This window comes from Pseudomonas sp. OG7 (assembly GCF_014192825.1).
Lineage (GTDB): Bacteria > Pseudomonadota > Gammaproteobacteria > Pseudomonadales > Pseudomonadaceae > Aquipseudomonas > Aquipseudomonas monteilii.
The window spans coordinates 328,346-351,358 of record NZ_JACHYK010000008.1 but is presented as its reverse complement, the minus strand read 5'-3'; the positions used below and the strand labels follow the sequence as shown (position 1 = coordinate 351,358).

The 23,013-nt window shown below is 63.1% G+C and carries 8 protein-coding genes; 3 read left to right on the top strand and 5 right to left on the bottom strand.

Features of this window, described 5'->3' with window-relative positions; genetic code table 11:
* The 3 genes from FHW75_RS21030 to FHW75_RS21020 form a co-directional block, all read left to right on the top strand.
* Positions 1 to 5,144: non-ribosomal peptide synthetase (locus tag FHW75_RS21030; protein WP_183674463.1), on the top strand; the 5,144-nt coding region annotated here is incomplete at its 5' end.
* Entirely contained in the window at positions 5,141 to 14,257 is a 9,117-nt protein-coding gene (locus FHW75_RS21025) for a non-ribosomal peptide synthetase (RefSeq protein WP_183674459.1), read from the top strand. The genes FHW75_RS21030 and FHW75_RS21025, both read left to right, overlap by 4 nt.
* 38 nt (positions 14,258 to 14,295) lie before the next feature.
* The gene (locus tag FHW75_RS21020) at positions 14,296 to 15,267 is read left to right on the top strand and encodes an alpha/beta hydrolase (protein WP_027615101.1); all 972 of its coding nucleotides are present in this window, start codon (positions 14,296 to 14,298) and stop codon (positions 15,265 to 15,267) included.
* Between the two features lie 82 nt (positions 15,268 to 15,349).
* Here the strand turns inward: FHW75_RS21020 and FHW75_RS21015 are convergent, their stop codons facing one another.
* The 5 genes from FHW75_RS21015 to FHW75_RS20995 form a co-directional block, all read right to left on the bottom strand.
* On the bottom strand, positions 15,350 to 17,761 hold the full coding sequence (locus tag FHW75_RS21015; protein ID WP_019096332.1) for a TonB-dependent receptor: 2,412 nt from the start codon (positions 17,759 to 17,761) through the stop codon (positions 15,350 to 15,352).
* A gap of 118 nt (positions 17,762 to 17,879) precedes the next feature.
* Positions 17,880 to 19,529, bottom strand: a complete 1,650-nt coding sequence (locus tag FHW75_RS21010; protein WP_016711670.1) for a cyclic peptide export ABC transporter — start codon at positions 19,527 to 19,529, stop codon at positions 17,880 to 17,882.
* 113 nt (positions 19,530 to 19,642) lie between these two features.
* A complete protein-coding gene (locus FHW75_RS21005; RefSeq protein ID WP_183674455.1) occupies positions 19,643 to 20,737 on the bottom strand; it encodes an aminotransferase class I/II-fold pyridoxal phosphate-dependent enzyme in 1,095 nt (364 codons plus the stop codon).
* A 21-nt stretch (positions 20,738 to 20,758) separates the two neighbouring features.
* A complete protein-coding gene (locus FHW75_RS21000) occupies positions 20,759 to 21,634 on the bottom strand; it encodes a formylglycine-generating enzyme family protein (protein ID WP_019096330.1) in 876 nt (291 codons plus the stop codon).
* An 8-nt stretch (positions 21,635 to 21,642) separates the two neighbouring features.
* A complete protein-coding gene (locus tag FHW75_RS20995; protein ID WP_050580620.1) occupies positions 21,643 to 23,007 on the bottom strand; it encodes a dipeptidase in 1,365 nt (454 codons plus the stop codon).
* Positions 23,008 to 23,013: the final 6 nt, after the last annotated feature.

Sequence of the window (23,013 nt, the reverse complement as noted above, 5' to 3'; positions counted from 1 at the left end):
TGCTTGAGCAGCCGAGCGTACGCGAGGCGGTGGTGCTGGACATCGACGGGCCGGGTGGCAAGCAACTGGCCGCGTACCTGGTCATGGCCGGCGACCTGCCGAGCGACCCACAGCAACAGCACGCGCTGCGCGGCGAACTGCGCGAGCACCTCAGGCTCGGCCTGGCCGACTACATGGTCCCGACCCACTTGCTGTTCCTCGAACGCCTGCCGGTGACGGCCAACGGCAAGCTGGACCGCAAGGCCCTGCCCAAGCCCGATGCCAGTGTGCTGCAGGACAGCTATGTGGCCCCGCGCAACGCGCTGGAGCAACAGATCGCGACGATCTGGGCCGAGGTGCTGAAGCTTGATCAGGTCGGCGTGACGGACAACTTCTTCGAACTGGGAGGGGACTCGATCATCTCGATCCAGGTCGTCAGCCGGGCAAGGCAGGCCGGTATCCGCTTCACGCCCAAGGCGCTGTTCCAGCATCAGACCGTACAAGACCTGGCCTCGGTGGCCACGCGCATGGAAGGCAACGGTCCGCAGATCGACCAGGCGCCGGTGATCGGCGAGACACGCTTGCTGCCGATCCAGCAGGCGTTTCTCGAGCAGTCGATCGCCGAGCCACATCACTGGAACCAGGCGGTCCTGCTGAACTCGACCAAGGTCATCGATAGCACCGCGCTGGAGAAGGCCTTGCACACGCTGCTCGAGCATCACGATGCGTTGCGCCTGCGCTTCACGCCACCCCAGGGCGCGGGCGCATGGCACGCCGCTCATTGTGCGCCGGGCGACGTCGAGGCCGGGTTGCTGTGGGCCGAGACCCTGACCGATCCGGACGCGCTACACGCCCTGTGCGAGCACGCGCAGCGCAGCCTGAACCTGCAACAGGGGCCGCTGTTGCGCGGTGTGTTGGCGACCCTGCCCGATGGCAGCCAGCGCCTGCTGCTGGTGATCCATCACCTGGCGGTGGATGGCGTGTCCTGGCGCATTCTCCTGCAAGACCTGCAAACCGCCTATGACCGTCACGTGGCAGGTCAGCCTGCCGTGTTGCCCGCCAAGACCACCTCGACCAAAGCCTGGGCCGAACGGCTGCAGGCCTACGCGCAAAGCGATGCGCTGCAGGCAGAGCTCGGCTATTGGCAGTCGCAGTTGCAAGGGGTTGACCCGCAACTGCCTCTGGACAGGGCGGATGGATCGTTGTATGGCCGCCACGGCGCGACGGTGCATGTGCGCCTGGACCGGCAGCAGACCTTACGGCTGTTGCAACAGGCGCCGACGGCATATCGCACCCAGGTCAACGACTTGCTGCTGACCGCACTGGCCCGGGTGGTTTCCCGTTGGACCCAACGCGAAGACGTGCTGGTGCAACTGGAAGGACACGGCCGTGAAGACCTGTTCGATGCAGTCGACCTGACGCGGACGGTCGGCTGGCTGACCAGCCTCTTCCCCGTGAAGCTGACCGCTGCGGCGGACCTGGGCGCCTCCATCAAGCAGATCAAGGAGCAACTTCGCGCCATCCCCGACAAGGGCATCGGCTATGGCGCGCTGCGCTATCTTGGAGATTCGCACGCGCACAATGTGCTGGCTGGCCTGCCAGTGCCCCCCATCACCTTCAATTACCTGGGGCAGCTTGACAGTACCTTTGCCGAAGGCGCGGGCCCGGGCACCGAGCGATTCCTGCAGCCAGCCAGCGAAAGCAGCGGCGCAAGCCAGTCTGCCGAGGCCCTGCTGGAAAACCTGCTGTCGATCAACGGGCAGGTCTATGCCGGTGAGTTGAGCCTGGCCTGGACCTTCAGCCAGGCCATGTTCGACCGCGCCACGGTCCAGGCCCTGGCCGACGACTACGTGACCGAACTCCAGGTGTTGATCGACCATTGCGTCAGCCAGGGCGCGGTCGGCCTGACACCGTCCGATGTGCCGCTGGCTGCGCTGGACCAGGCCCAGCTGGATGCGTTGCCGATCCCGGCGGGCGCAATCGATGACATCTATCCGCTCTCGCCCATGCAGCAGGGCATGCTGTTTCACACGGTCTTCGAGCAGGGCCAGGGTGAGTACGTCAATCAGATGCGAGTCAACGTGTCGGGGTTGGATATCGAGCGTTTCAAGCGCGCCTGGCAGGCAATGCTGGATCGACACGACGTATTGCGCGCCGCATTCGTCGCCCATCTGGAACGCCCGGTGCAGGTGATTCGCAAGCAGGTCGAGTTGCCGTTCGAGGTGCTTGACTGGGCCGACCAGGACGACCTCGAGGGGCGTCTGGATGCCTGGGCCGAGGCGGATCGTCGGCGTGGCTTCGACTTGCAGGCCGCACCGTTGCTGCGACTGACGGCCATCCTGACAGGCAGCGGCCGGCATCACCTGATTTTCACCAGCCACCATATCCTGATGGATGGCTGGAGCAATGCGCAGCTGCTGGGCGAGGTGCTGCAACACTACGCAGGCGTTGCCCTGGAGCGCCCGGCAGGCCGCTACCGCGACTATATCGAGTGGCTGCAGCGCCAGGACGCCGGGCAGAGCGAGACGTTCTGGCGTCAGCAATTGCTGCACCTCACCGAGCCCACGCGCCTGGCTCAGGCGCTGCGTCAGGATCGCAGCCGCGTTGACACTGGCCATGGCGAACATCATCAGACGCTCGACCCGGCGTGCTTCCAGGCGTTGAGCGCGTTTGCCAGGCAACGGCGGGTGACGGTCAATACCTTGCTGCAGGCCGCCTGGCTACTGCTGTTGCACCGCTATACCGGCCAGGAAGGCGTGGCATTTGGTGCCACGGTTGCCGGACGGCCGGCAGACCTGCGTGGAGTCGAGCAGCAGTTGGGCCTGTTCATCAACACCTTGCCGGTGGCTGGCAGGCTGCAGCCTGACCTGCGGGTGGGGGAGTGGGTCGAACGTCTGCAGGCGCAGAACCTGAGCATGCGCGAACATGAGCACACGCCCCTCTATGACATTCAGCGTTGGGCGGGCTCGGCCGGTGAGCAGCTGTTCGACACGTTGCTGGTGTTCGAGAACTACCCGGTCGGTGAAGTCCTGCAGCAGGGTTCCAGCGCAGGCCTGGTGTTTTCGGGCACGCAGAATCGCGAGCGGACCAACTATCCGTTGACGCTGATGATCGAGTCGGGCAATGCGCTGACGATTCATTACCACTACGACCGCAGCCACCTCGGCGACACCGGCGTCGAACAGATCGCCCGGCACTTTGCCAATCTGCTGCACGCGCTGGTGCAACACGCCGATACCCCTGTCGGTGAACTGCAGATGCTCGATGACCAGGAACAACAGCGCATCGTCCACGACTGGAACCGTACCCAGATGCAGTACCCGCAGGCGCACTGCCTGCCCGCGCTGTTCGAAATGCAAGTTGCGCGTACCCCTGAGGCCCCGGCACTGCGGTTTGCCGAACAGACCTTGAGCTACCGTGAGCTCAACCAGCGAGCCAACCGGCTGGCGAGCAAGTTGCGCACCTTGGGCGTCGGGCCAGATGTGCTGGTCGCGATTGCCGTCGAACGGTCGGTGGAAATGGTCGTGGGCCTGCTGGCGATTCTCAAGGCCGGCGGCGCCTATGTGCCACTGGACCCGGAATACCCCCGCGAGCGCCTGGCGTACATGATGGAGCAGAGTGGGGCGCACTTGTTGCTGACCCTCAGTCATTTGCTGCCGCAGCTGCCCACGCACGGCGCGCAGGCCTGGTGCCTGGACAGCGACTGGCATCAGGTCGAAGGCTTCGATGGCGAGAATCTCGGCATCGTGCAGCATCCCGAGCATCTTGCCTATTGCATCTACACCTCCGGTTCCACCGGTCGTCCCAAGGGGGTCGAGGTACGCCACCAGGCACTGGTCAACTTCCTCGCCAGCATGGCTGTCGAGCCTGGGATCGACGCCAGCGACCGGGTCCTGGCGCTGACTTCGCTGTCGTTCGACATCGCTGGCCTGGAGCTGTACCTGCCGCTGTTGGCCGGGGCTTCGGTGGTACTGCTCGGCGAGCGCCAGAACAAAGACCCGTCGGCGCTGCAGGCGGTGATCGAGCGCCACGCCATCACTACCATCCAGGCCACACCGTCGACCTGGCGCATGCTGCTGCAGGCGCTGCCGGCGCAGACCTTGCGTGGCTGTAAGGTCATCAGTGGCGGTGAGGCACTGCCTGTCGACCTGGCCGAGCAGCTTCTGCCGTTGTGCGGGCGCATCTGGAACCTGTACGGGCCAACCGAAACGACGATCTGGTCGGCGGCGTACTGCCTGGACAACGAACACCCCTTGCCGTTGCTGGGCAAGCCGATCGCCAACACCACCTTGCAGGTCATGGCGCACGATCTCTCGACAGCCGCGGCCGGCATGGCCGGGGAACTGATGATCGGTGGCGATGGCCTGGCCCGGGGGTATCAGCGCCGTGCGGCACTGACCGCCGAGCGCTTCGTCCCGGACCCCTACGACCGCAGCGGACAGGGCGGTGGCAGGCTGTACCGTACGGGTGACCTGGCCTGCTATCGCAGCGATGGCCTGCTCGAGTACGTGGGCCGCATCGACCACCAGGTGAAGGTGCGGGGCTATCGCATCGAACTGGGCGAGATCGAGGCAAGGCTGATTGATGATCCTGCGGTGCGCGAGGCGGTGGTCATCGACATCGATGGCCCTGGCGGCAAGCAACTGGCCGGCTACCTGGTCTCGAACGGCGAAGCGGTCGCGACGGAGGAACAGCGCAGCGCCTTGCGTCGGCACCTGCGCGAACAGCTGCGCGCGTCCTTGCCGGATTACATGGTCCCCGCGTACCTGACCTGGCTCGATGCGCTGCCGCTGACGCCCAACGGCAAGCTCGACCGCAAAGCCTTGCCCCAGCCTGACCTTGGCGTATCGCAGCAAGGCCATGTCGCGCCGCAGAGCGAGGTCGAGCAGCAGATCGCTGCCGTCTGGGCGCAGCTGCTGAATGTCGAGAAGGTCGGTCTCAATGACAACTTCTTCGACCTGGGAGGGCATTCGCTGCTGGCACTGTCGGTGCTCTCGCGCTTGCAACTTTCCCTGGGATTGACCGTGGAACCGGCCGTGCTGTTCCAACACCCGGTCCTGGGCGATTTCGCCAGATACATCGAATCCATCGGCGATGCGTCGGCTTTCGACGAAAAACTGCAGCGTCTGGATAGGCTTTTTGAAGAGTTCGAGGTGAATGAATGAGTAATGATGCCGCGCTGAAAATCGCCAAGCGTTTTGTCACGCTGCCGCTGGCCAAGCGCAAGCTGTATCTGCAGAAGATGCACGCCGAGAACATTTCTCCGGCCAACTTGCCAGTGCCCTGCGTTCAAACACTGTTCGACGTCATCCCGGTTTCGTTTGCCCAGCAGCGCCAGTGGTTCCTTTGGCAGATGGACCCCCAGGGATCTGCCTACAACCTGCCAGTCGCCTTGAGGCTCAAGGGCGAACTGGATAGCGAGGCGTTACGCGCGAGCTTCGAGGCACTGCAGGCACGCCACCAGACCCTGCGAACCACGTTTGGTCTGAACGACGATCAGGTGGTGCAGATCATTCATCCACAAAGCGTGTTCACGCTCGATGTCGAGCAGGTAGACCGCGAACCGGCAATCGATCTTGAACAGCGCCTGCAGGCGCTTGTAGAGGCCGAGGCCCGCGCGCCTTTCGATCTTGAGCACGAACGGCCTGTTCGAGTCAGGTTGCTACAGGTAGCAGAAGATGATCATGTGCTGATCATTACGCTGCACCATATCGCCACTGACGGCTCGTCGATGCACCTGATGGTCGAAGAGCTGATCCAGCACTACGCGCATCACTGCATGGGCCAGCCCCTCGCGCTTCCCGAGATGCCGATCCAGTACGCCGACTATGCCATCTGGCAAAGGCATTGGATGGAAGCGGGGGAGCAGGAACGACAGTTGGCATTCTGGAAGCAGCACCTGGGTACCGAGCACCCGGTTCTCGAGCTGCCCAGCGACCGCCCGCGCCCAGCGAACCAGTGTTTCGAGGGCGCCAGCGTGCACCTTGAGGTCGAACGCCGTCTGGCCGATGCCCTCAAGCAACTGGCGCAGCAGCAGGGTGCGACACTCTTCACGCTGCTGCTGGCCAGCTTCCAGACCTTGCTGCATCGGTACTGTGGGCAGGATGATATCCGCATCGGCATCCCGGTCGCGAACCGCAACCGTGTCGAAACCGAGCGGCTGATCGGCTTTTTCGTCAACACCCAGGTGCTCAAGGCCGAGTTCGGTTCGCTTGTGCACTTCAGCGACCTGCTGGCCCAGACGCGTCAGATGACGCAGGATGCCCAAGCCCACCAGGACCTGCCTTTCGAACAACTGGTCGAGGCGCTGCACCCTGAGCGCAGCCTGAGCCATAGCCCGCTGTTCCAGGTCATGTACAACCACCAGAAAGTCGCCGCAGGTACGCGGCGTAGCTTGCCTGGCTTGCTGGTCGAGAACATTGCCTGGCAACGCAAGACGGCGCAGTTCGACTTGACCCTGAACACCGTCGAGCACGACGAAGGTATCTCGGCAGAGCTCAATTACGCCACGGCGCTGTTCGATGAGCCAACCGTGCAACGCATGGCGCGGCACTGGATCAACCTGCTGCAATCGATCGTCGACCATCCTCGGCAACGGATCGGCGAGCTGCCCCTGCTCGCGGCCGATGAGCAGCAGGAAATTCTCGAACACTGGAACCACACCCAGGCACCCTATCCCGCTGATCGGAGCGTGCATCAGTTGATCGAGGCGCAGGCAGGCGAAACACCTGATGCCTCGGCCGTTCTGTTCGGCGAACAGCAGCTTACCTATCGACAGCTCAATCAGCGCGCCAACCGCCTCGCTCACGCATTGCGCGAGCAGGGGGTAGGGCCCGACGTGCTGGTCGGCATCGCGGTCGAACGCTCGCTGGAAATGGTCGTGGGCCTGCTGGCTATCCTCAAGGCCGGCGGCGCCTACGTTCCCTTCGACCCTGAGTATCCGAGGGATCGGCTTGCTTACATGATGGACGACAGCGGTATCGGGTTACTGCTGACGCAGCGTGCGTTGCTCGAACACCTGCCGATCCCTTCCAGTGTGCGCAGCATCGTGCTGGATGACGACGACAGTTGGCTGACGGCTTTCAGCGCCAACGATCCCGTGCACCTCACCCACCCCGAACACCTTGCCTACGTGATTTACACTTCGGGCTCGACAGGGCGACCGAAAGGTGCGGCCAACGCGCACCAGGCATTGGTCAACCGCCTTGTCTGGATGCAGAAGGCCTATGGTCTGGGCGCCACTGATACGGTCCTGCAAAAGACCCCCTTCAGCTTCGACGTCTCGGTGTGGGAGTTCTTCTGGCCCCTGTTGACCGGCGCCAGGCTGGCGCTTGCGCAACCGGGTGACCACCGCGACCCTGAGCGCTTGGTGAGCACCATTCAGAGGCACGGCGTGACGACGTTGCATTTCGTGCCATCGATGTTGCAGGCCTTCATGACCTGCGAGCATGTCGAGCGCTGCGATACCTTGCGACGTGTCGTCTGCAGTGGCGAGGCGTTGCCTGCCGATCTGTCGGAGCAGACCTTGGCCCGATTGCCACACGCCAGCCTGTACAACCTTTATGGCCCTACCGAAGCTGCGATCGACGTAACCCACTGGACCTGCCGGCCATCGTGCCCGGGCAGCGTCCCGATCGGCACGCCCATCGACAACCTCAAGACGCACATTCTCAGCCGCGATCTGCTTGCGCTTCCTCATGGCGCGAACGGCGAGCTCTACCTGGGCGGTGTCGGCTTGGCGCGAGGCTACTATCGCAGGCCGAGCCTCACCGCCGAACGGTTCGTCCCGGACCCTCATGATGCCAGCCAGCAGGGTGGGGGGCGGCTGTACCGCACCGGTGACCTGGCGCGTTATCGAACAGGGGGCGTGATCGAGTACGCGGGGCGTATCGATCATCAGGTGAAGATCCGTGGCTTGCGCATCGAGCTGGGCGAGATCGAATCCAGCCTGCTTGAGCATCCGGGTGTTCGCGAGGCGGTAGTGATCGACATCGACGGGCTCCATGCCAAGCAGCTGGCTGCGTACCTGGTGCTTGAGGAAGGGGCGGCCAGTCATGAGGAAATCCTGCAACATCTCAAAGCGGCATTGCCCGACTACATGGTGCCGAGCTACCTGGTGTCGCTGCAGGCCTTGCCGCTTACCCCCAATGGCAAGCTGGATCGCAAAGCGCTGCCCAAGCCGGATGTGAGCCAGCAGCAGAAAGCCTACGTGCCGCCGCAGAGCGCGCTGCAAGCGAAGCTCGCGAGCATCTGGGCCGATGTGCTGAAGCTTGAAAGAGTGGGCATCACCGACAACTTCTTCGAGCTTGGAGGCGACTCGATCGTGTCGATCCAGGTCGTCAGTCGGGCCCGCCGGGAAGGTATACGTTTCACGCCCAAGCAGTTGTTCCAGCATCAGACCATCCAGGGGCTGGCGTGCGTGGCAGAGCAGGATGACGGCGGCACGTCGACCCTCGACCAGGGGCCGATCATCGGCAAGGTGCCCTTGCTGCCCGCCCAGGCACGCTTTTTCGAACTGCAGGGCAACGGTGATGCGCCTGGCAGCGTGGTGATGACGCTCAGGCCCACCCGTGCGCTTGACCCCGACACGACGGAAAAGGCCTTGCAGGCCGTATTGGCGCACCACGACGGGTTGCGGTTGGCGTTCAATGTGGCGCAGGAGGCGCACGGTGTGCCGCTTTCCGAACACCAGGCGCTTTGGCAGAAGGAACCCGTGCTGTGGCTTGCAGCTGTGGAGGACCCGGCACAGTTGGATGCGTTGGCCAGGCAGGCGAGTGCCAGCCTCGATGTGCATAGAGGCATCCTGGTCCGGGCAGTCCTGGCGACGCTGGCAGATGGCAGCCAACGGCTGCTGCTGGTAAACCATGCGCTGGCGATGGACGAGGCATCCCGGGACATCGTCCTGCAGGATCTGCGCCTGGCCTGCGAGCAGCTCGACGCAGGGCAGCCTGTGGCGCTTCCTGCCAAGTCCACCTCGGTTCAGAGCTGGGCGTATTCCGTGCATGCCTCGCTCGAGGATGCCCCGAGCGCATTGATCCATTGGCAGAAGGCACTGGCCGGGATCAGTCACGAGCTGGTTGGCAGCCCACGAGAAGCAGGGGCGCCCGCCGACAGTGCAACGTTCGGTACCTGGCTGGACATCGACCTGACCCGGCGCCTGACAGAGCAGGCCGCCGCAGCCTACCGCGCCGAGCCCGGCGACCTGCTGCTGGTCGCGCTGACGCGTGTGCTGGCCCGCTGGACAGGCCAGGACAGGGTCTTCCTTGGCGTGCAGGCTGATACCCGTCGCCAGGCAGGCTCGGGTGTCGACCTGGGCCGCACGGTTGGCTGCCTGGATTATCCGTTCCCTGTCGTGCTCGACATTGACAAGACCACGCTGGATGGCGCGATCAAGGGGCTCAAGCAACAGTTGCGTACGGCTGCCGAAAAGCGCCTGTCGTTCGCCGCGTTACGCTATCTGGGAGACGAAGCCAGCAGGGAAACCTTGGCCGCATTGCCGGTGCCGCAGTGCTCTTTCAGCTACCGCAAGGCGCTGGCCAACGTGCTGTTCGAGCCATTGAAGAACGGGGAAGGGCGTGAATCGTCGTGCGGCACCGGTCTGTCGGTCGATGCTCGGGTATGGCCGGAGGGGTTGCGCATCGACTGGTGCTTCAGCTCACGGCGTTTCAGCGAGTCCACCATTCAAGGCCTGGCTGAAGCGTTCCATCTGGAGCTTCTGGCGCTGATCGAGCACTGCACCCTGCCAGGTGTCGCAGGGGCCACCCCGTCCGACTTCCCGCTGTGTTCGCTCAGCCAGACGCAACTGGACGAGCTGCCGGTTCCGATCGCCGAGATCGCAGACATGTACCCGCTGTCGCCTGCACAGAAGGGCATGCTGTTCCATTCGATTGAAGACAGCGGCAATGATCTGTACATCAACCAGGTCAGCCTGCCAATCAGCGGGCTCGATATCAAGGCGTTCGTCGGCGCATGGGCAGCGGTCATCGCACGGCACGAGGTATTGCGCACCAGTTTCCACTGGGTCGGGCTGGATGAGCCGGTACAGATCGTGCACGCCCAGGCGCACATGCCGATGCGCGAAATCGACGCCCGGGTGGATGCAGCGCCGGACAGGGTGGCCGGTGAGGTCGCGCGTGAGGAACTGGTGGCAGGTTTTGACCTGACGCAGGCGCCGTTGCACCGCATGGTTCTGGTTCGACTGACGTCTTCGAGTTACCAGATGATATGGACGAGCCATCACCTGTTGATGGATGGCTGGAGCAAGTCCAGGCTGTTTGCCGAACTGATGCAGCATTACGCCGGCCAACCGGTCACTGGCACCAGCGGCCGCTACGGCGATTTCATCGCCTGGTTGCAGGCGCAGGACAAATCTCGTCAGGAAGCGTTCTGGCGCGACAGCCTGGCGCACAGCGAGGTGACCTCGCTCAGTCAGGCCGTGTACCCACGGCACACTTCGGATGAACCGGGCCACCACGCGCTGTATACCCGGCGTGACGCCGCATGGACCAAACGCCTTCAGCAGTACTGCCGAACGTTGCGTATTACCCCTAACACCTTGATCCAGGGCGCCTGGCTTCTGCTGCTGCAGCGCTACACGGGCAAGCGCAACGTCACGTTCGGCGCGACCGTGGCCGGGCGCCCAGAGTCGCTGCAGGATGCCGATACCACCTTGGGCCTGTTCATCAATACCTTGCCTGTGTCGCAGACGCTGGACCCTCAGATGCGCCTGGCGGACTGGCTGCAGGCCTTGCAGGCCTACAACGTCGAGCTGCGCAACTGGTCGCATACGCCGTTGAACGAGGTTCAACGCTGGTCGGCCGTGCCGGGGCAGAAACTCTTCGACAGCATCATCGTCTTCGAGAACTACCCCATCGACGAAGGTTTGCGTGAGGCGCCCGAGGCAGGTCTGGAGTTTGGTGATTCCAATGACGTGGGGGTCACCAACTTCCCCATGGACCTTGCGGTTCACCTCAACGATACGCTGATGATCGAGTACCTTTACCTGCGCAATGCGTTCAGCGAACAGGCGGTCGACGGTATTCGCCAGACCATGGAGTCGGTGCTTGAAACCCTGCTGCAGGATGCGCAGGCACGCCTTGGCAACCTGGACATTGTGCCCGCTGCGCAGCGCGCCCCTGTCGCCGAAACTGCCACGCAAGCGCTGGCAAGCTACCGCCCGGAACGGATGGCAGAGCTGATCATCGAGCACGCCCACGATCGCCCCGATGCCATCGCCCTGGTCTGCGGGGATGAGCGCATCAGCTATGCCGAGCTGGACCGCCGTTCGGGGCGCCTGGCGCTTGCCTTGCAGGCAAGCGGTGCCGGACCTGAAACGGTGGTTGGGGTGGCATTGCAACGCTCGGCGGAGCTGGTGGTCGCGCTGCTCGCCGTAATGCGTACAGGCGCCGCCTATGTGCCCTTGGACCTGGAGTATCCGATGGAGCGCCTGGCCTGGATGATCCAGGATTCAGGCATGTCGTTGATGATCACCCGGCCAGCGTGCCGCGACGCTCTGCCGGAGCATGGCCACCTGCCCGTTCTCGCGCCTGATGCGCAGCCTGCCGATGCAGGCCCGGCGTTCGTCGACATTGCTGTGGACGAGCGTTGCCTGGCCTATCTGATCTATACATCGGGATCCACCGGCAGGCCCAAGGCCGTCGCGGTGTCTCAAGGCCCTCTGAGCCGGCATTGCCAGGCGATCATGCGCCTCTATGAAATGGGGCCTGCTACGCGAGAACTGCACTTCATGTCCTTCGCCTTCGATGGGGCCCAGGAGCGCTGGCTCAGCGTACTTGCGAGCGGGGGCGCTCTGGTTATTCGCGATGGCGAGTTGTGGACCGCCGAACAGACGCTTCAGGCACTTTGGCAGCATGAAATCACGATCGCCTGCTTCCCTCCCGCCTACCTGAAACAGCTGGCAGAAGCAGTGCATGACGCGGGGCACGAGCCACCGCCAGTGGATATCTACTGCTTTGGCGGCGATGCCGTGCCCGAGCAGACCTTCGAGCAGGTCAAGGCTGCACTCAGGCCACGGCTGTTCACCAATGGCTATGGCCCGACCGAGACCGTGGTCACGCCGTTGCTATGGAAGGCGGGCGGCGGCGCACGCTGCGAGGCTGCCTATGCACCCATCGGCCATGCGGTCGGCTGCCGTACGCTGCACATCCTCGACAATGACCTCAATCCGTCTGGTATTGGCTTTGCCGGTGAACTGATGATCGGCGGTGATGGCATCGCCCGTGGTTACCATGGCCGTGCGGGCCTGACGGCGGAACGTTTCGTGCCTGATCCGGCTGGCGAGGGCGGGCGCATGTACCGCAGTGGCGACGTAGTCCGACAGCGCCTGGATGGGCTGGTCGATTACGTGGGGCGTGCCGACCATCAGGTCAAGCTGCGTGGCTTCCGGGTCGAGCTTGGTGAAATCGAAGCGTGCCTGCGGGCGCAGCCTGGCATCCGCAATGCCCTGGTGGTAGTCAGGGAAAGCCCGGTAGGCAAACAGCTTGTAGGCTACGTTGTCAGTGAGAAGGCGGGTATCGCTGGCGAACTGAAGGCGCGCCTGGCCGACCACTTGCCCGATTACATGGTGCCTGCCTACCTGATCGAGTTGGCGCAATTCCCTGTCACGCCCAATGGAAAGATCGACCGCCTGCGATTGCCCGAACCCGAGTTCGTTTCGACGCAGTTCCAGCCAGCGAGAAACCAGCGGGAATCGATCCTGGTGGATATCTGGGAGCAGGTTCTGCAGGTCGACGATTTGAGCATCACCGATAATTTCTTCGAGCGGGGAGGGGACTCCATCCTCAGCCTGCAAGTCGTCTCTCGTGTCAGAAACCATCCGCAGCTTGACCTGGACCTCAAGCTGCGCGACTTGATGCGTTATCAGACGATCGAGGCGATCGTTGCCCATTGGGAGGCCGCGCCTGCGGTGGTTGAGGCGCAGCTGTCGACAGAGGTCGACCAGCGCCTTTTCAACCTGCTGCCTATCCAGCAGTGGATGTTCGAGCAGCAGCTGCCCGATCCGGCCCATTTCAACCAGGCATTGATGCTCAGGCCCCGGGCGGCCCTGGACCTCGTCGCCCTTGAGCAGGCGCTGCAGCATATCGAACTGCATCACGACGCGCTGCGGCTGCGTTTCTCCCAGCCGCACGGGCAGTGGATGCAGTGCTATGGCGAGCCTTCCGGTAGCACGACGCCCAGGCTGAACCTGCACCGTGTCGAGAGCATGGAGGCGATGACGGCACTGGCCAACCAGGCGCAACGCAGCCTCGATCTGGCGCAAGGCCCACTCTGGCGCACCCTGCATATCCAGCTGCCGGATGGGCAGGCGCGGTTGCTGTTGATCCTTCACCACTTGGTCATGGACGGTGTGTCATGGCGCATTCTCCTCGAGGACCTTCAGACTGCCTATGCGGCGTGCTGCCTTGGAACAGACCCTGTGCTGCCTGCACGGACCAGCAGCTACCGATCATGGGTCGAGCGCCTGCAGGCCGAGGCAACATCCATTGAAGCGCAGCAGGGCGCCTGGTGGCTTGATCAGGTTCGTCCTTGCGCCGGGAAGCTGCCCTGCGACAACCCGCGCGGTCGCAATCACTCCAGCCAACAGGCGGTGAGCCATTTCCGGCTGACGCCGCAACAAACGACGCAGCTCCTGAAGCAGGCGCCGGCTGCCTATGGCACGCAGGTCAATGACATCTTGTTGACGGCGCTCGGGCGTGCACTGGGCCGCTGGACCGGCCAAGAGGCGGTGATGGTGCAACTGGAAGGCCATGGCCGCGAGGACCTGTTCGAGGGCGTCGATGTCTCGCGTACCCTCGGCTGGTTCAACAGCCTGTTCCCGGTCCGCCTCACATCACGCCTGGACGACACGGCAGCGCAAGCCATTCGCAGCACGCAGCGGCAGCTGGCAGCCATCCCCGAAAAGGGTATCGGCTACGCGGTCTTGCGCCAGTTCGGTTCGGGTGAGATGCGTCGGCAACTGCTTGAAGGTGCCCAGGCCGAGGTCACCTTCAACTACTTCGGGCAGTTCGATCAGCACTTCGACGAGCATGCGTTGCTGGAGCCAGCCGCCGACGATCCGGGCGATTGCTACCACGCCGATGCCAACCTGGTGAACCAGCTGCAGACGGTAGGGCAGGTCTACGACGGGGTGCTCTCGTTCCGCTGCATCTACAGCAAACGCCGCTACAGAGCCGAGACGATAGAGCGGCTGATGGAACAGTTCCAGCGCGAGCTGGTGGCACTGATCGAACATTGTGTGGACGTGACTGTCCCGGCCTGACGGCCGGGAACAGCAGCGCCGAACATTTAGGGAGTTTCATGTTGAATAACGCGTTGGAAGCCTTCCTCGACCTGGCTGGCTTGAACCTGGATATCAAACCGCTGCACACGCTTTCTCCGGCCCAGGCACGGGCAACCTTCGAGTCGTCTTCGCAACGACTGCGCTGGCCCGTGCCTTGGGATCTGCGGGTCGAAGACCTGGCGGCTGTCGTGCGCGATGGCAGTTCGCTTGCGTTACGGCTTTACCGACCCTCGGTTGACGCGGGCGCGAACTTGCCAGTGGTGCTGTATTTCCACGGTGGGGGCTACGTGGTGGGTAGCCTGGATTCGCACGACGGCGTATGCCGAGAGCTTGCCGGGCGTACCCGTTGCGCGGTGCTTTCGGTCGGTTACCGGCTTGCCCCGGAACACCGGTTTCCGACGGCCCACGAGGACTGCGCAGATGCCGTGCAGTGGCTGGCGACCCAGGGTCGCCGCCTGGGGCTCGACCCGGCCCGGGTCGTGTTCGCCGGCGACAGCGCAGGTGCCACCTTGGCCACTGCGCTGGCGATCGAAGCTGCAAGGCAGGGCCCGCAGGCGGCGATAACGCCTGTTGGCCAGCTGCTGTGCTACCCGATAACGGATGCAAGCTGCAAGCGTTCGTCGCACACCGTGTTCGGTGAAGGGTATTTGTTGGAAGACGAGACACTCGACTGGTTCTACGCGCAGTACGCGCAGTCCGACGAAGACCGCCGGGATTGGCGTTTCTCACCGTTGCTGGCGGATGAGCTTGCGGGGCTTGCACCTGCGATCATTCTGTTGGCAGGCCTGGACCCGCTGCTGGATGAAGGCAAGGCCTACGCGGCGCGGCTTGAGCAGGCCGGGGTGGACGTTGAATGTATCGTGGCAGAGGGCCTGACTCACGATCTGCTGCGAACACTGTCCATCGTGCCGGAAGTCACGGAGGTCTACGACCAGCTGGCCGTCGGCGTGCGCCGTTGGTTGCAGGCCGAAGGTATCGGCAGCCGATAACGTTGGCCGGGACGCAAAAAATCCGATGCTCGTTTCCGGGCATCGGATTTTTGCATTCCGGGCTAAGGTCAGCCCAGCGGCTTCAGTTTTCGTAGCGCAGGGTAAGGCCAAAGTTACGCGGTGCGCCGAAGTAGTTGCCCAGGTTGCTGTTGAAGACAGACGAATAGTACTTCTTGTCGAACACGTTGTTCAGGTTGAGTTGCACGCTCAAGTTGTTGTTGATCTTGTACTGCGTGTTGAGATCGACAAGGTTGTAGGCGCTCTGCTTCACATCGCCCAGGTAGATCTTGCTCTGGTGGTAGACGTTGCCACCGACTCTCCAGTCCTGGAAGCGGCCAGGCAACTGATAGTTGGTCGCGACCTTGAACAGTCGTTGCGGGGCCGTTTCGGTCGAGTAGTCAGTACCTTTCCTGGCGCCGGCGACATACTCGGGATGGCTGTAGGTGTACCCCGCCATCACGTTCCACTGCGGCAGGACCTCACCCCCGACCTCGATGTCGAAACCACGGTTGCGTACCTTGCCGCCTTCCTCATAGCAACTGGAGGCACCGCCTGGGCCACATTTGCCATCTCCGTTGATCTTCTGGGGCATGTGGCTCTGGTCTACCTGGAAGAGCGCGATGGCGGTGTTGACGCGGCCACCCAGAAACTCGTTCTTGATCCCGACTTCGTAGTTGGTGCCGGTGATCGGGCTGAGCAACTTGTTATCCAGGCCATAGTTGGCCTGCAGTTGGTAGATTTCGGTGTAGCTGGCATAGACCGAGGTGTTGTCGGTGACATCGTAGACGATGCCGCCATACGGGATGATCTTGTTCTTTTCCTCGAACGGTTCCATCTCATCCGGTGACTCGTACTTCACCGAGCTCAGGCGGCTGCCCAGGATCACGTGCAGATCGTCGGTAGCGTTCAGGCGCGTCGCGGCATAAACCCCCTTGTCCTTGCGCACCGCCCGGTACTGCTCGCGCTCGCCACTGTAGGTAGGGGTGGCGACCAGGTGAGGGTCGAAATCGAGAATGTCGACGGTCGTGGGGTTGTTGTTGTAACGCGATTCGTTAATGAAGCGATCCTTGCGTGCCGTAGCACCGAAGACCAGCTCGTGCTTGCGACCGAACAGGTCGAACGCACCATTGAGCGCCGCATCGAGGCTGATCTGCTCGTCGTCGTACTTGGTATCGTTGGTACGCAGTTGGAGCTGGTCGTTGCCCACGTTGGTGCCGTACAAGGCCAGGAAGTCAGCATTGGACCAGGTCATGCTGCCGTTCACGGTCAGCTTCCAGTCCTCGTTGAATTCGTGGCGAACGTCGCCGAACACGGTGCGGTTGATCTTGTTCAGGTGTGCCCAGCCCGGCGCGAAGGAAGTCGATCGGGAGAAGGGGTAAAAGCTGCCGCTTTTCTGAGTTGGCAAGCCGCCCCAGTCATATCCGCCATTGTTGTCCTTCTGCAACACAGTACCCAGGCTGACCGTTGTCCAGTCGCTCAGGTCGGCTTCGCCGATCGCATAGAACAGCTGGTTGTCCTTGTTGGCCCTGTCCACGAAACTGTTGCCGGCACTGTAGAGCATGACCGTGCGCCCGCGAAGGGTTCCTTCGGCATTGAGCGGGCCACCAACGTCGATCTGGCCGCGGTAGTTGTCCCAGGACCCTGCGCCGATCTCGGCCTTCATCTGGTAGGTATCGCCCGGGCGCTTGCGCACCAGATTGATCGCTGCCGAGGGCGAGCCGGCGCCTTGCATCAGGCCGTTCGCGCCGCGAACGATCTCGACCCGATCATAGATCGCCATGTTGTTCACCGAAGTGACGTCCATGGAGAAACTTTCCGAGATGCTGCTTGGCACACCGTCGTACTGCAGGTCGTTGACCTGGAAACCCCGTGAGAAGTAACGCGAACGCTCGGTACCGAAGTCCTTCACGGTATTGATACCGGTGGCAGCGCGCGCGACATCGTCGAGTGACTGCATGTTCTGGTCGTCCATCTGGCGACGCGTCACCACACTGACCGACTGTGGGGTTTCGCGAGGCGACAGGGCCAGCTTCGTTGCGGTATTGGTGGAACCGGTGATGTAAGACCCTGTTCCCTCGGTCGTGGCACCCAAGGTTCTGGACTGGATACTCGTGGCATCGAGTAGCATCGCGCTGCCACCTTCGTAGGCCGCCTGCAAGGTCAGGGTGTTGTCGCGCAACTGATAGCGCAAGCCACTTTCCCTAAGCAGCACGCGTACCGACTCATCCAGACTGTAGCGGCCGCTCAACGCACCTGAGCGCAGGTTCTGTACGGCATCGGGCTCATACAACACCTGCACGTCGGTCTGCTCCGCAAATGCCTTCAGCGCCGAGTTCAAGGGCTGTGCCGGGATATTCAAGGTCAGTTGCTGATCTTGCGCCTGGGCAGCCAAGGGCAGGGCCAGGCTCAGGGCCAGTGCTGGCAGTTGGGCGTTGAATGCGCGTCGAAGGCCAAGCGCCCGGGTCAGGTGATTCAATCGAAGGTGGGTGGGCATTTCGGTGCTCGTTGTAGATGTTGAGTGGATAGGCTGGGCAGATCTTTTTTTAGGGTGACTAGGGGTATGACGCACGGCTGATGACAAACCGGAATGCAAATGTTTCGCTTTTATTGCATCAGGCGACGCACGCCTCGACGACCACCTTGCCGGCCGCCATGCGCACCAGTTGGTCGGCGACATCGAAATAGCGGTCATCGTGGCTGATGACGATGATTGTCTTGCCCAGGCGTTTCAGTTCGGGCAGCAGTTCGGTGTAGAAGATGCGCCGGAAGGTCGGGTCCTGGTCTGCAGCCCACTCATCGAACACCAGCACCGGGCGTTCTTCGAGCCAGGCATTGATCAGCGCCAGCCGCTTGCGTTGCCCGGTCGAGAGGTCGGTGGTGGTGAAGCTGCCGTCGCGGATGCTGACCTTGTGTGCGATTTCAAGCCTCTTGAGATAGACCTCGGCGCTCTCTGGCACCTGCCTGGCGCCCAGGAAGGGGTCGTCGAACAGGTAGTAATCGGAAAAGATGGTGGTGAAGAGCTGGCGATAATCGTCGCGATCCTGCGCGGTGATGGGCTGGTCGTTGATGCGAATCTCGCCCTGTTGCGGCGGGTACAGGCCGAGCAGCAGCTTGATCAGGGTGGTCTTGCCACAGCCGTTCTCGCCGACGATGAAAACGATATCGCCCTGGCGGATCTGCAGGTTTACCGGCCCCAGGGTAAACGGTGCGTTGCCGTCGACCGGGGGGAAGGCAAAGCGCACATCACGCAGCTCGAGGGTGCGCAAGGCGGGCAGCTGGCTGGCCTTGTCTTCGAGCAGCAGGTGCGGCTCTGGCGAGGAGAACCGTTCGGAGAGCTCGGCAACCCGGCGCAAGGCGATCTGGGCGCGGCTGATGATTGGCAGCGTGCCTATCAGGTATTCCAGTGGGCCTTTCATGTACAGCAGCACCAGGACGAAACCGCTCATGACCGCTTTGTCGCTGTTGGGCCATAACGATTGCAAGGCGAGCGCCAGGCCGATGACCACGAAGAACAGCATCGAGCCGAAGGTCTTGGCGATGACGAAGGTATTGATGGAGCGGATCTGGGTATCACGAATCAGGTCGGCCGTGCCCTGGATGTTGCGGCTGAACATGCGTTGGCGGCGAGCACGGTGGATGCGCAGCTCCTTGGCGCCACCGGCGATCGCATTGTAGTGTCGTTGCAGCTCATCCTCGGCATCACGCGCCGCGACGAACCCCTGCATGCCCCGGGCCCGTGCGATGTACTGGACGACGGTGCCGAGGGCGATAGCGGTCAGGATCAGCAGGAACATGGGCAAGGACAGCATGGCCAGGTAGCCCAGGCAGCCCAGGGTGACGGTCAGGGCGATCGCCAGGGGCGCGAAGGCGAAGGCGAAATCGCTGATGGTGTCTACGTCGTGCGTCAACACCGGGATCAGCCGATGGCTGCGATAGCGCTCGATTTGTTCGATGGGGGCCGACAGCACCTTCTCGCCCAGCGTTTTGCGCAAGGCGGCAATGATGTGCTGGCCCACTCGGTTGCTACCGATGTCGGAAAACACCGAGCTGGCGAGGGCCACCAGGCAAAGCCCGGCGAAGCCCCAGACCACGCCTTGGGTCAGGCCGGAATCGTCGTGCAGGGCCCGGTTGATGGTGGCCAGCAGAAAGGTGATGCTGAGGCCGCCGACCATGCCCAGGATGACGGAAAGCGCGACGGTGTATTTAAACGGCTTGAGCAGGGCGAAGAGGTCCTGCACGGCGCCGCGGGTGGGCTGGGACATGATGTGCTCCTGAGTAGATCAGCCGACGCTGGCGGGGGGAGCAGCGCCTTGCGTGCGCTGCTGTTGGGTAGGTGTTAAACGAAGCCGCGGAGGGTGGATTTAGGCGGCTGACCTCAGCCGTGCATGACTTCAAGAAACGCCTTCAGGAAGGCCTGCATCTGCGCCGGCGTACCCACACTGACACGCATCCACTGCGGCCACGCCTTGAATACCCGCCCGACCCGGATGTTGCGTTGCGCGAGTGCCTCGATCACAGGTTTGGCGGGGCGGCCGAGGGCCACCATGAAGCAGTTGGCCTGGGCGTCGGTGCAGCGGTAGCCGGCCTTTTGCAGGGCCTCGATAGTGTTCCGCAGAATGCTTCGATTGATGTGTTTTCGTTCACTGACCAGGCCTTCTTGTTGCAGGCTGGCGATGCCGCCCATGGCGGCGGCAAGTGGCACGAAGTTGTAGCCGTTCAGGCGTTGCAGGTCGGCGAGCAATGCCGGTTTGCCGACCACTAGCCCCAGGCGGGCACCGGCCATGCCATAGAGCTTGGAGAACGTTCTCAGGACCATGACGTTGTCATGGCTGACCGCCAGGTGCAGGCAGGAGGGCGCGTCGGTAAAGTGGATATAGGCCTCATCGATGATCGCCAGGCTGCCTGCCGGCTTGTGGGTGACCAGGTGCTCGATGTCGGCGCGTGGGGTCAGCGTGCCCGTGGGATTGTTGGGGTTGCACAGGTACAGCACCCCGGGTTGCCGGGTGGCGGCAAGCATGCCGCGTACGTCATGGGCGTGACGGGCATCGAGCGGCACCTCATGCACGGTTGCGCCGACAGCCCTGGCGCCATTGGCCACCGAGTCATAGGTCGGCGCGGCGGTGACCACGCTGCGCTTTTCGGCGTGGCGAGCCAAGGCGTACTGCAACGGCGAGCGGGAGCCGCAGAAGACAGCCACATGGTCTTCGGGTACCTGGTTTTGCCGGGCGAACAGCTCAGCCAGGCGATATTCGTGTTCCGGAAAGTAGTGGCCGCTCTGGCGAGCACCCTGGTGCATTGCTGCGAGTGCCGAAGGGCAGGGGCCATACGGGCTCTCGTTGTAATCCAGGTGGATGATGGCGTCGTCCGCCGGTGGGTCGCTCGCGGCGTCTGCCGCCCAGGCGGGCATGGCGGGGGCGAGGCCGGTCAAGGTAGCGGCGGCGACGAAACGGCGTCTGCTCAAGGTGGGCATGGTCACTCTCCCTGTGGATTGTCAGTTGGGTTCACCGTCCTGAAGGGCGCGGGCTACCCGAAAGCCCAGCCAGTCGCCGCGCACGTCGGGTTCGCGCTCGTTGCGGTTGCCCGAGCGGGAGAAGATGGGCGGTTCCAGGTAGTCGTTGCCGCGAATCTGCCGGTGTGTGCAGGTACCACCGGTGGTCCAGGCGCTGCCGTCGGTGGGCGCGCCGACATAATCGGTATGCCAGCAGTCCTCGACCCACTCGTAGACGTTGCCATGCATGTCGTACATGCCGAATGCATTGGCAGGGAAGCTGCCGACCGGTGCCGTGTAGGTGAAGCCATCGCGCGGCCCGTAGGTGTTGGCATGCTTGCTGATCTGATATTCCCCTTCCTGGTCGAAGGGGAACGGGAAGGGGCCGGTGGAGCCGGCGCGGCCGGCGTACTCGCGTTCGGCCTCGCTGACCATGCGGTAGGGCTTGCCGGTCTTCTTGGCGAGCCAGGCGATGTAGCCGCGCGCCTCATCCCAGGTCATGCAGACCGCAGGCTGCGTCGGGCCTTGCGGGTAGCTGGGCTTGCCGTTCTTGCACAGCCGCCCCGGGCGGTCGTCGCCGTCGGGCAGCACCGTGTGGGTTTCCTTGGCATAGGCCTGCCATTGCCCGGCAGTCACATGGAAGCGACTCATGGCGAACGCCTTGGCGAATGTCACAGTGTGCAACGGACCTTCATCGTCCTGTTTGCCCAGTTCGTCATCGGGGGTACCCATCACGTAGCTGCCGGCAGGCAGCACGACCATTTCCGGGCAATCCTTGCAGTCTTTGAAAACCTTGCCCGGTGCAGCCGGGTCGGCAGCGAGGGCTTCGAGCGACAGCGAGAGACAACCGAGGGCAATCAGTGAGGTCAGCCGTTTCATGGGTTTCCTTACGGGTAGTGGGCAACGGGAGGAGGGGCCGGCCTGGCGGCCTTCTGGGCGGCTTCCCACACACGCAGGAAGTTGGCGCCCCAGAGCTTGGCGATGTCTTCGTCGGAGTAGCCGCGCTGCATCAGTTCGGCAGTGACGTTGCGGCTCTGGCTGACATTTTCCCAGCCAACCACACCGCCGCCGTCGTTGAAGTCGGAACTGATGCCGACATGGTCGATACCGATCTTCTTCACCGCGTAGTCGATCGAGTCGACGTAGTCGGCGAGGGTCGCTTCGGGCTCGGCGCCGAGGATGTCGTAGAACGGCGTGAGGTATTCACCGAACTTTTTCTCCGACCAGATCGAGAACACCGGGTCGGTGGTGGTGCCCATCTGGGTTTGGTTCTGTACGTCTGGCAGGCCGTGCTTGGCGCGTAACGCGTTCATCTTTTCGATGGTCGGGCGCGAGAACGGCTTGAGGTAGTGGGAGTAGGCCACGATGTTGACCAGCCCGTCGGTGGCCTTGATGTGTGCCAGGTCCGCGTCGCTGAGGTTGCGGCGAATGTCCATCATGCCTTGCACCCCCGTGTGCGAGGCCATGACCGGTGCGCGGCTCAGCTGGGTTACCTGGGTCAGGGCCTGGCTGGACATCTGCGAGACGTCGATGACCACGCCAAGGTCGTTGAGCCGGGTGATGGCGCGACGACCGATGTCGGAAAGACCGCCCAGCGGGTCGACCGAATCGCCCAGGAAGGGCAGTGGGCGCGCCGAGTCGACCCAGCTGTTGTTGCCGACGTAGCCTGGCCCGAACACCCGCATGCCGCGTGCGGCCCAGTGGTCCAGCTTGTCGATGTCGTCGCCAAGGGGGGCGGCGTTGAGCAGGCTGATGATGATGGCGAACTTGCCTTCACTGACCAGCCGGCGGAAGTCGGCAGGGGTGTAGGCGATGCCGGCCTGCGCAGGGTAGTCCTTGGCGATGCTGGTGATGATCCGATAGCGAACTTCCAGTTCGTTGGCCATCGCCGCCTCGAACCCGGGTGTGGGGCGGTGCGGCCAATTGGGCCCACTCCAGAACTCCGGCCATGACCAGATTGCGATCGAGGCGCCGCTCAGGCGGCCTTTGGCGGCTTTCACCAGGTCGAACTGGGTCGGGCCGTCACGGTTTGCTTCCTCGCCATCGGTGCCATAGCTCAGCGGCACGTCAAGGTGCGCATCCAGGGCCGGGATGCGCGCCTGCAGGGCGTTGGCCCGCTGTTCGATTTCCCGGCCGTAGGGGTGTTTGGCAAGGTAGACCCAATACCACCAGGCGCCTGCGGCCACCAGGAGCAAGAGCAGAAGTGCCAAAGCCCATGGCCATCTGCGCGAAAAAAAAGCCTGTTTCTTCATTGCGTA

Bases quoted from the DNA above. Each gene is read 5' to 3' on its own strand.
- FHW75_RS21025 (WP_183674459.1), top strand. From the start codon at position 5,141: ATGAGTAATGATGCCGCGCTGAAAATCGCCAAGCGTTTTGTCACGCTG.
- FHW75_RS21020 (WP_027615101.1), top strand. From the start codon at position 14,296: ATGTTGAATAACGCGTTGGAAGCCTTCCTCGACCTGGCTGGCTTGAAC.
- FHW75_RS21015 (WP_019096332.1), bottom strand. From the start codon at position 17,761: ATGCCCACCCACCTTCGATTGAATCACCTGACCCGGGCGCTTGGCCTT.
- FHW75_RS21010 (WP_016711670.1), bottom strand. From the start codon at position 19,529: ATGTCCCAGCCCACCCGCGGCGCCGTGCAGGACCTCTTCGCCCTGCTC.
- FHW75_RS21005 (WP_183674455.1), bottom strand. From the start codon at position 20,737: ATGCCCACCTTGAGCAGACGCCGTTTCGTCGCCGCCGCTACCTTGACC.
- FHW75_RS21000 (WP_019096330.1), bottom strand. From the start codon at position 21,634: ATGAAACGGCTGACCTCACTGATTGCCCTCGGTTGTCTCTCGCTGTCG.
- FHW75_RS20995 (WP_050580620.1), bottom strand. From the start codon at position 23,007: ATGAAGAAACAGGCTTTTTTTTCGCGCAGATGGCCATGGGCTTTGGCA.